The organism is Hydrotalea sp. (assembly GCA_030054115.1).
Lineage (GTDB): Bacteria > Pseudomonadota > Alphaproteobacteria > JASGCL01 > JASGCL01 > JASGCL01.
Map to the genome: position 1 here is coordinate 1 of JASGCL010000047.1, position 8,552 is coordinate 8,552.

Below are 8,552 nucleotides of genomic sequence, written 5' to 3' on the forward strand. Positions count from 1 at the left end.
ATTTTTTCAATCGTTGGTCTTGCATGCTTGGTATGCACAAAAAAAATAATAAAAAAACCTAAGCGCCCCCTTCCGCCGTCGCCCTTACCCCATTGCCGCCGCCACCGCCGCCGCGACCAGCATCGCCAGCAATTGCCCGTCGATGCGGTCGAGGATGCCGCCGTGCCCCGGAATAAAATTACCCGAATCCTTCACCCCCGCCTGGCGTTTGAAATACGATTCAAATAGGTCGCCGAAAATCGACGCAACGGCAATCACCCAACCGCTCAACATCGCCATTACCAAATGGTCGCGAAGCGCCGCGTGAAAAGTTATCGCGCTGACATAAATCACCAGGTTCACCAGGGCGAGGCCGCCGAAGGCCCCCTCCCACGTTTTGCCGGGCGAAATGGTTGGTGCCAATTTGTGCCGCCCCCATTTTTTACCGACGATATAACCCGCGCTGTCGGTGGCAACGACGATAAGCACCACCTGCAAAAACCACAGCGGGTGCAGGCTGAGCAAATAAACCGCGGCGATAGATGACGCCAAAATATAAAAAAACCCAATCAAAAACCATCGGAACGGGTTTTTGGTGCGTTGCGCCAATCGTTGCCATTCGCGGTGGCCAATGAACACTATCGCCAACAACCCAATCAATTGCCACCAGCGTGGCAATAATAAAAATACCGCCAGGCCACCCGCCAACACCAACCCGCTTAACCATTTGGTGCGCGCTGAATTTTGCGGCGTGGTAAGTTGCGCCGCACGACCCGCGCCATTACCCGTGACCTTCACGGATTTCAGCGTCTTTATTTTTTTTGCTTTGGTTTTTTTCGCCATGATTTTTTTGCCGATTGTTGTTACGAGGATTGCTGTTGAATTTCATCGGCGCGACCACCAAACCGCCTTTGCCGTTTTTCATATTCTTTTAGCCACAGGTCGAAATCCTCGGCCGCTATGTCGGGCCACAAACGGTCGGTAAAAATAAATTCGGCGTAGGCCGCCTGCCACAGAAAAAAATTCGACAGGCGATGCTCGCCACTGCTCCGCACGATAACATCGGGGTCGGGAATATCGCGCGTCCACAGGTGATTGCTGATGGTGTCTTCATCGATCGCTTGGGTCAACAACCCTTGCTCCTGTTCCTGCAACACATGCTCAACCGCCTGGACAATATCGGCGCGCGCGCCATAATTAATCGCCAACACCAACGTCAAGTTTTCGTGGTTCATGCTGTCGGTTTCCAATTTGGTGATGGCGCGCACAATATCGGTCGGCAGATCGCGCCGTTGGCCAATCACGCGAATGCGCACCCCATCGCTCGCCAAATCTTTAAAATTTCTTTTCAGGTATTGGCGCAATAAATTCATCAACAGCTCGACTTCTTTTTTCGGGCGCGACCAATTTTCGGTCGAAAAACAATAAAAACTAACAAACGGAATTTTTTTTACCAACGCCGCCTTAACCACCCGCTCCATCGCCTTGGCTCCCTCGGCATGGCCCAATTCGCGGGGCAGGCCACGGCGTTCGGCCCAACGGCCATTGCCATCCATAATAATCGCCACATGGCGCGGCGGGGTGGGGGTGGGGTAATCAGCCATGAAAAATGCGAAAGAAAATAAAACTAAATATGTTTAATATCTTTTTCTTTATCGGCCATCATCTTGTCAATTTCGGCAATGAATTTATCGGTTAGTTTTTGCGCCACCTCGGCCTGTTGCCGCGCGTCATCCTCGCCAATTTTTTTATCCTTTTCATTTTTTTTAATAAATTCCAAATGGTCGCGTCGCAAATTGCGCACCGCCACCTTGGCAGTTTCGGCGTATTTGTGGCCCAGCTTTATCAATTCCATGCGGCGTTCTTCATTCAATTCGGGAATACGCAACCTTATGGTCGTGCCCTCGGTCTGCGGGTTCAATCCCAACCCGGCGTCGCTAATCGCCTTTTCCACCGCCTTGACATTGGTTGGGTCCCACACCGAAATCGCCAATTGGCGCGGTTCGGGCACGCTGACCGACGCGCATTGTTGCAACGGCACGCGGTTGCCATAGGTTTCGACCATCACCGGGTCGAGCATTTTTGGGTTGGCGCGGCCCGAACGTAAGGCCGCCAGTTCTTTTTGCAACACATCGAGCGATGATTGCATGCGTTGCGAGGCTGTTTGATAATCTATCATGGTTTTATTATAAAAAAATTACCCTAACTAATCAAGGTATGGTTGCTATTTTTACCGGTTAATATATTCAGCAATTGGCCGCGGTCGAACATCGAAAACACGCTTATCGGGATATGGTTGTCGCGGCACAACACCACGGCGTTGATATCCATCACCTGGTAATTTTTTTCGATAACCGAGGTAAAGGTCAGGGCGTCGTAACGGGTGGCAGTTTTATCCTTCATCGGGTCGGCCGAATAAACGCCGTCGACCTTGGTCGCCTTCATCAATAATTCGCAATCCATTTCGGCGGCACGCAGGGCCGCCGCGGTGTCGGTCGTGAAATAGGGGTTGCCGGTGCCGGCGGCGAAAATAACCACCCGGCCCTTTTCCAAATGGCGTATCGCGCGGCGGCGGATGTAATTTTCGGCGACCGCGGTTATCGGCAGGGCCGACATAACACGCGTTGGTATGCCAATTTTTTCCAACGCATTTTGCAACGCCAGGGCATTCATCACCGTGGCTAACATACCCATGTAATCGCCGGTCGTGCGGTCGATGCCCAATTTGTTCGACGACATGCCGCGAAAAATATTGCCGCCACCGACCACCATGCAAATTTGGAATCCTTGGTCAACGGCCGACCTTATTTCCTCCGACAACATTATCAACACATCGCTGTCGATGCCGAATGGTTGCTTGCCCATCAATGCCTCGCCCGACAATTTCACCATCACCCGCCGCCATCGGCTTTTTTCGTTGGTCGGGGTGGTCGCAGTCATTTGTTCGCTGGTAAGATTATAACGTTAATTTTTTGCTGACAATTTATTAATTATTTTTATCAATTATTTGTCTAATAGCTTGCCCGTTGATTTGCCCTAATGCGTTCGTCTTAATTTTTTGCCATCGATGCAACCTCGGCCGCGAAATCATCTTGTTTTTTTTCGATACCTTCGCCCAAACGGAACAGCGCAAAATCCTTCACCGCCACCTTCGCGCCGATTTCTTTTTCGGCATTTTCGAGCATTTTGGTAATTTTGGTTTCGTTGTCGAAAATAAATGTTTGCTCTAGCAAGGCAACCTCTTCATAAAATTTTTGAATGCGGCCCTGCACCATTTTTTCAATCACCGCCTCGGGCTTGCCCGATGTTTTGGCCTGTTCGGCCAGCACGGTTTTTTCGCGGGCAATAACATCGGCCGGCACGGAGCCCGCGTTCAGGTAACTGGGGCTGGCGGCGGCAATATGCATCGCCAATTTTTTTCCCAATTCTTGCAATTTTGTTTTGTCACCGGTCGATTCCAACGCCACCAAGACGCCGATTTTTCCAGCGTTGGGTTTCAACGCATTGTGCATGTAACTGGCGATAACGCCCTTATCGACGCTCAATTTTTTGGCGCGGCGGAAATTCATGTTCTCGCCGATGGTGGCAATCAAATTGGTGATGGCCGGCGCCAGGGCGGTTTTTAATGCCTCGTTGCTGTCGCCCTTTTCCATGTCCATTTTCATCGCCATCTGCACCGCGTCGTCGACCAATTGTTGGAACATGTCGTTGCGCGCCACGAAATCGGTTTCGGCATTAACCTCGACCAGCACGCCGCTGGTCGTTGAGTCGTTGGTCATCATGCCGACCAACCCCTCGGCCGCGACGCGGCCCGATTTTTTCGCCGCCGCGCTTAGGCCTTTTTTACGGAGCCAGTCGATAGATTTTTCAATATCGCCACCGCATTCGTCCAACGCTTTTTTACAATCCAGCATGCCCGCGCCGGTTTTTTCGCGTAACGATTTAACGGTGGCGGCGGTAATGTTGCTCATGATTAATTGACGTTTTTATTTATTTTTTTACGGAAAGGGTTTTTTTGCCACCAGATTTTTTGTCTGATTTTTTATCGGCCGCATTATCGGCGGTCGGGGCAACGGGCGCGGCTTCGGCGGTTGGCTCAACTTTGGTTTCGACTTTTGCCTCATCAGCCTTAGCTTCAACTTTCGCCTCAACCTTGGCGGTTTTATCATTCGACTTGCCATCGAACTTGCCACCACGTCGGCCATCGCGGCCGTCGTTACGGCGGTCGCCACGTCTATCGCCACGGCGGTCATCACGGCGGTCGCCGTCTTTGGTTTCGTCTTTCGATTCTTGGGTAACATCGGTGCGTTCGCCCAAATCGCCACCACCGGTCGCGATAGATTTTTCGATACCGGCCAAAATGGTGCGGGCGAAAACATCGCAATAAAGTTTTATGGCGCGCGTCGCGTCGTCGTTGCCGGGAATGGGGTAGGTAACACCGGTCGGGCTAGAATTGGAATCGCAAATCGCGACGACCGGAATACCGAGGACGACTGCCTCCTGAATGGCAATTTCTTCCTTGATGGTATCAAGGCTGATAAGCATGTCGGGCACGCTATACATTTCTTTAATCCCGCCCAAATTCTGCCGCAACTTGGCAACATCGCGTTCCATGTTGAGACGTTCTTTTTTGGTGTAGCCGGTTAAATCGCCGGCCAATTTGTTTTCCAAATCTTTAAAACGTTTGACCGATTGCGAAATGGTTTTCCAATTGGTCATCATGCCACCCAGCCAACGTGCGTTGACATAATATTGGCCAGAGCGCACCGCCGCCTCCATCACTTCATTTTGCGATTGCATTTTGGTGCCGACAAATAACACGCGACCGCCACGTGCGGTGGTGTCGTAAATTGCTTTCAGGGCATTGTTCATGGCGACAACGGTTTTATCAAGGTCAATAATATGAACCCCGCCGCGAATGCCAAAAATATAAGGTTTCATTTTCGGGTTCCACCGATGGGTGGCATGGCCAAAGTGGCAACCGGCCGAAAATAGGTCTTCCAGAGAGACGCTGGGTATTTCCATTTTTTTTCTCCTTCACGGTTATTCCGCCAAGGTCAGAAACAAAATGATTTTCGTTAAGAAAACCACCCCGCACCGCAAAATTATTGACCTTGTGTGTTGTGTCTTTATCATTGATGGTTTTTTTTACCATGCGGTAAAAACCCATCAACAACGATTGATGATGACCCGCCATAACAAAAAAAACTTGGTAAGGCAAGTGGTTTCTCTGGGGGTTTCTCTGGGGTTTCGTGGGGGTGGTCGTGGGATTTTTTTCAGTCGCCGCGATTGGCAAATTTTGAACCGACATGGACAAAACCCGATACCGGCAGAACAATCCCCAAGAAATAAAAAGCCGGTTGAAAATCAAGCGTGGTTTTTGCCGTCACCCAAAAATAAAGCCCGACCAGGTAATAAAACAACAAACACAACCCCACCACCACCACCGATATAATACCCAAGGTTTTAAAACTTTGCGAGCCGATGATGTTGCCGGCGACATTGCTTGCTTCATCGGCCACCGCCGGCGTGGTGGCCGGCTGGCGCGCGGTTGGTTTATGATTTACAGCTTTGTGTTTGGTGCGGGTCATGGCGGGGCGTTCTTTCGTTTTTTATGGGATAAAATGATGGCGAATAAGTTCTTAATTTGTTCTTTTATCATGAGGTGGAAGCCATGTCAAGTAGTGCAAAAGTATATAAAAAAACCACAATCAAAGACGTTAATTATAATTTTCTTCTTGTAATTGTATAGGGCTGTCTGGTATAACTCATTAAACTTGCTAACCCAACATTAGGAGAACAAACATGGCTGACAAAAACAATGATAAGAAGTATGAATTAGAAGTTGTATCATTTCAAGAAGATGGGGTTTGGATTGTACAATGTTTTAACAAAGATATCGCCAGCTTCGGGAAAACTGAAGACATGGCAATAGAGTCGTTTTCGAAAATTGTCAAAGGGCAAACTTATTTTGACGAGAAGCGTGGTATGGAGCCCTTGTCAAGTACACCTAAGACCCCTACACATGTAATTAATGAAATTAAAAGAATAAATGGGTTGATAAAATACCTTGCGGTTATATACTCTGACTCTAATGAAGTAGAGGTTAATAAACTTGTAGCTTGATTATTTATAGGATTGTTACTCTTGTCTCCATCACCTTATCACTTAACTAATGATGTTTATTTTTCCGACTTAAAAAGCGTCGCGGAGGGTGAGGGATGGAAATTTGAGAGGAAATACATTGCAGAGGCGGGAGGAATTATAGGTATTTTTTCCAAGAAAATGGAGATAGCACTTATTCAAAAAGACACCTCAATAAAAATAGATACTAAAGAAGTTGTTGTCGAGTATGACGACAATTTTATGCTTCCTATCAGGGTATTGAGGAGTTTATGCTATAGGCTAGGGTTAGATATGTCTAGTTTTGGTATAAGAATTTAGCGTTTTAGAAAAATAAAAGAACTAGTTTAGCAGGCGCAATTTTTTGGCCACTGCCCGCACCGCATTGTTGTCCTCGGCAATTTGTTTTTGCAAGTTTGCCATATTATCAATTTTTTTATCGCCGCGAATATAATCACGCAGGTAAATCGTCATGGTTTTATCGTAACAATCGCCGGTAAAATCGAACAGGTAAGTTTCCAACCGCTCGGCCATTTTTTTATCCAATCCTGCCCGCACCCCGTGGTAACATGACCCAAGATAAATTCTGTTGTCGCCGGCGATGGTGGCGGTCACGGCGTAGATGCCATCGCGCGGCAGAATTTTTTTATCAGCGCGTAACTGGGCGACATCCAAATTGGCGGTGGAGAAGCCGATGGTGCGGCCTTGCCTATCACCATGGACAATTTTTTCCGACAGGTTGAATGGGCGACCCAACATTTTATTGGCGGCCGCCATGTCGCCGGCGGTTATTTTTTCACGAATCGCGCTTGATGAAACCACCCCGCCATCGATATTGGCCAAATCAAGCGCGACAACATTATTGATGCCATGGTCGCGCAAGGCGGCAACATCACCCGCGCGCCCCTTACCAAAGCGAAAATCTTTTCCCACCAACAGCGTCTTCACCGCCAATTGGTCGATAAGAATTTTTTTGACAAAATCGACCGCCGATAAATTGGCCAGGTCCTTATTAAAATCTATCACCGCCACGCCGGCCAATTTGTAATGTTTGGCCAGGGCGATTTTTTCGGTTTGCGTGGTGAGCAAAAAATTATCCAAGTTTTCGTTAAAAAATAACCTTGGGTGCGGCGCAAAGGTTATAAGCCAGGGTTGCAGGTTTTTTTCATTCGCGGTTTTTAACAATTCACCAATCACCATTTGGTGGCCCAAATGAAAACCATCAAAATTACCAATCACGCCGGCGATGGGTTGGGTTGGTGGCAAGGGGGCGGCGGCGAAGGGGAAAAATTTTATCATGTAATAATCGATAAAAATGGTCGGGGTAGCAAGATTCGAACTTACGGCCCCTTGCTCCCAAAGCAAGTGCTCTACCAGGCTGAGCTATACCCCGACAGGTATTTTTTTGTCATAACATCGCGGCGGTAAAATAGCAATGCCATCCGGCGGTTGGTCGCGAAGGAGATGTTGTTATATGTTATTAACTTTTATTGATAATAAAAGAATAATTTTTATCATTCATGACGCTATCTATCCAATGGATTTTGACAGCACTATGTAAAGCGGCCCACAAAGGAAAGGTGCTGGGCGGGCCGATGATATAATCGCACAATGACATAAGGTAATGGTCAACATGCCATCGCGCGGTTGAAACAATATGTTTATATTTTAATTTTATAGTTATTTCTTCATTCGAAAATAATACAAATACAAATTTTTGATTTTTATTATAATGGGCTATCTTTTCAATACAATTTGTCCAAACATCATCCGGGTAAAAATATTTTCCATTTTGCCATGTTCTATAATCACCGCGGCGTATATGTAGGCCAATCAGGATTGTTTTATTTTCTTTATAATAATTTATTTTTTTTAAAATTGACTGTTCGTTATCAAGCAAGCGTTCAGGCGCAACCCGATATTTAATTCTTAATCTATCTGTATATTTTTTAACCAATGTGCCCCATTTATCATCTTTCGCAAAACCCCAGCCGCCGACAAATAAAAAATAATTTCTTTTAGAAAGTTTTAAAAGGCTGTTGATATTTTTTGGGCTGTGACATTTAATATACCCGATGCGCAACAATAGTAATAACAACTTCCTTATTATTTTTATTATTATTTTGCCCAGGATATTAATTAATAAGTTGTTTGTTAATGATATTTGCCTATACAACCCTATCATCTCCGGGTTTGCCAAAGAAAGATATTTTATTTTATATTCCCAACAAATCGATTGGTAGTAAGCCTCTTGTGTCAATCTGTTTGAATATTGTCCCCAAGGATTAAGCAAAATAATCATGACCTTAATATATAGGCGCGTCTACTAAAAGACGCGTTTATTTTCAAGAACAATTTAAAAGCTTATTTTTTATCTTCAACGATGCGCCCTCTTGTGATACAAACCACCCCATGAATTATTGGTTGGTGTTTGTTGGCGGTGGCATTGG

11 protein-coding genes and 1 tRNA gene are annotated in these 8,552 nt (G+C 46.7%); 1 reads left to right on the plus strand and 11 read right to left on the minus strand.

Annotation, left to right across the window (positions count from 1 at the left end; translation table 11 throughout):
- Positions 1–84: 84 nt before the first annotated feature.
- The 8 genes from QM529_06925 to QM529_06960 all read right to left on the minus strand — a co-directional run bounded on the left by QM529_06925 (position 85) and on the right by QM529_06960 (position 5,570).
- Positions 85–822 carry a phosphatidate cytidylyltransferase gene (locus tag QM529_06925; GenBank protein ID MDI9314387.1) on the minus strand — a complete coding sequence of 246 codons (738 nt, stop codon included), beginning with the start codon at positions 820–822 and terminating at the stop codon, positions 85–87.
- A gap of 20 nt (positions 823–842) precedes the next feature.
- Positions 843–1,583 (minus strand): polyprenyl diphosphate synthase, encoded by a 741-nt coding sequence (uppS, locus tag QM529_06930; protein ID MDI9314388.1) that lies wholly within the window; start codon positions 1,581–1,583, stop codon positions 843–845.
- A 23-nt stretch (positions 1,584–1,606) separates the two neighbouring features.
- A complete protein-coding gene (gene frr / locus QM529_06935; GenBank protein MDI9314389.1) occupies positions 1,607–2,158 on the minus strand; it encodes a ribosome recycling factor in 552 nt (183 codons plus the stop codon).
- 23 nt (positions 2,159–2,181) lie between these two features.
- Positions 2,182–2,919, minus strand: a complete 738-nt coding sequence (gene pyrH, locus QM529_06940) for a UMP kinase (protein ID MDI9314390.1) — start codon at positions 2,917–2,919, stop codon at positions 2,182–2,184.
- 110 nt (positions 2,920–3,029) lie between these two features.
- On the minus strand, positions 3,030–3,950 hold the full coding sequence (gene tsf, locus QM529_06945; GenBank protein ID MDI9314391.1) for a translation elongation factor Ts: 921 nt from the start codon (positions 3,948–3,950) through the stop codon (positions 3,030–3,032).
- A gap of 19 nt (positions 3,951–3,969) precedes the next feature.
- Positions 3,970–4,983: a 30S ribosomal protein S2 gene (rpsB, locus tag QM529_06950; GenBank protein ID MDI9314392.1), complete on the minus strand. Its 1,014-nt coding sequence runs from the start codon at positions 4,981–4,983 to the stop codon at positions 3,970–3,972.
- The gene (locus QM529_06955) at positions 4,874–5,290 is read right to left on the minus strand and encodes a hypothetical protein (GenBank protein MDI9314393.1); all 417 of its coding nucleotides are present in this window, start codon (positions 5,288–5,290) and stop codon (positions 4,874–4,876) included. Before QM529_06955 ends, rpsB begins: the two co-directional genes overlap by 110 nt.
- Positions 5,256–5,570: a hypothetical protein gene (locus QM529_06960; protein MDI9314394.1), complete on the minus strand. Its 315-nt coding sequence runs from the start codon at positions 5,568–5,570 to the stop codon at positions 5,256–5,258. The genes QM529_06955 and QM529_06960 overlap by 35 nt, the downstream gene beginning before the upstream one ends.
- Positions 5,571–5,784: 214 nt before the next feature.
- Between QM529_06960 and QM529_06965 the strand changes: the two genes are divergently transcribed.
- Positions 5,785–6,105, plus strand: a complete 321-nt coding sequence (locus QM529_06965) for a hypothetical protein (GenBank protein MDI9314395.1) — start codon at positions 5,785–5,787, stop codon at positions 6,103–6,105.
- A gap of 339 nt (positions 6,106–6,444) precedes the next feature.
- Here QM529_06965 and ribF read toward each other — a convergent pair whose 3' ends face one another.
- The 3 genes from ribF to QM529_06980 form a co-directional block, all read right to left on the minus strand.
- Complete coding sequence (gene ribF / locus QM529_06970) at positions 6,445–7,401, minus strand: riboflavin biosynthesis protein RibF (GenBank protein MDI9314396.1); 957 nt, start codon at positions 7,399–7,401, stop codon at positions 6,445–6,447.
- A 17-nt stretch (positions 7,402–7,418) separates the two neighbouring features.
- Positions 7,419–7,495: transfer RNA gene (locus QM529_06975), tRNA-Pro, on the minus strand.
- An 87-nt stretch (positions 7,496–7,582) separates the two neighbouring features.
- Positions 7,583–8,404 carry an alpha-1,2-fucosyltransferase gene (locus tag QM529_06980; protein ID MDI9314397.1) on the minus strand — a complete coding sequence of 274 codons (822 nt, stop codon included), beginning with the start codon at positions 8,402–8,404 and terminating at the stop codon, positions 7,583–7,585.
- Positions 8,405–8,552 lie beyond the last annotated feature (148 nt).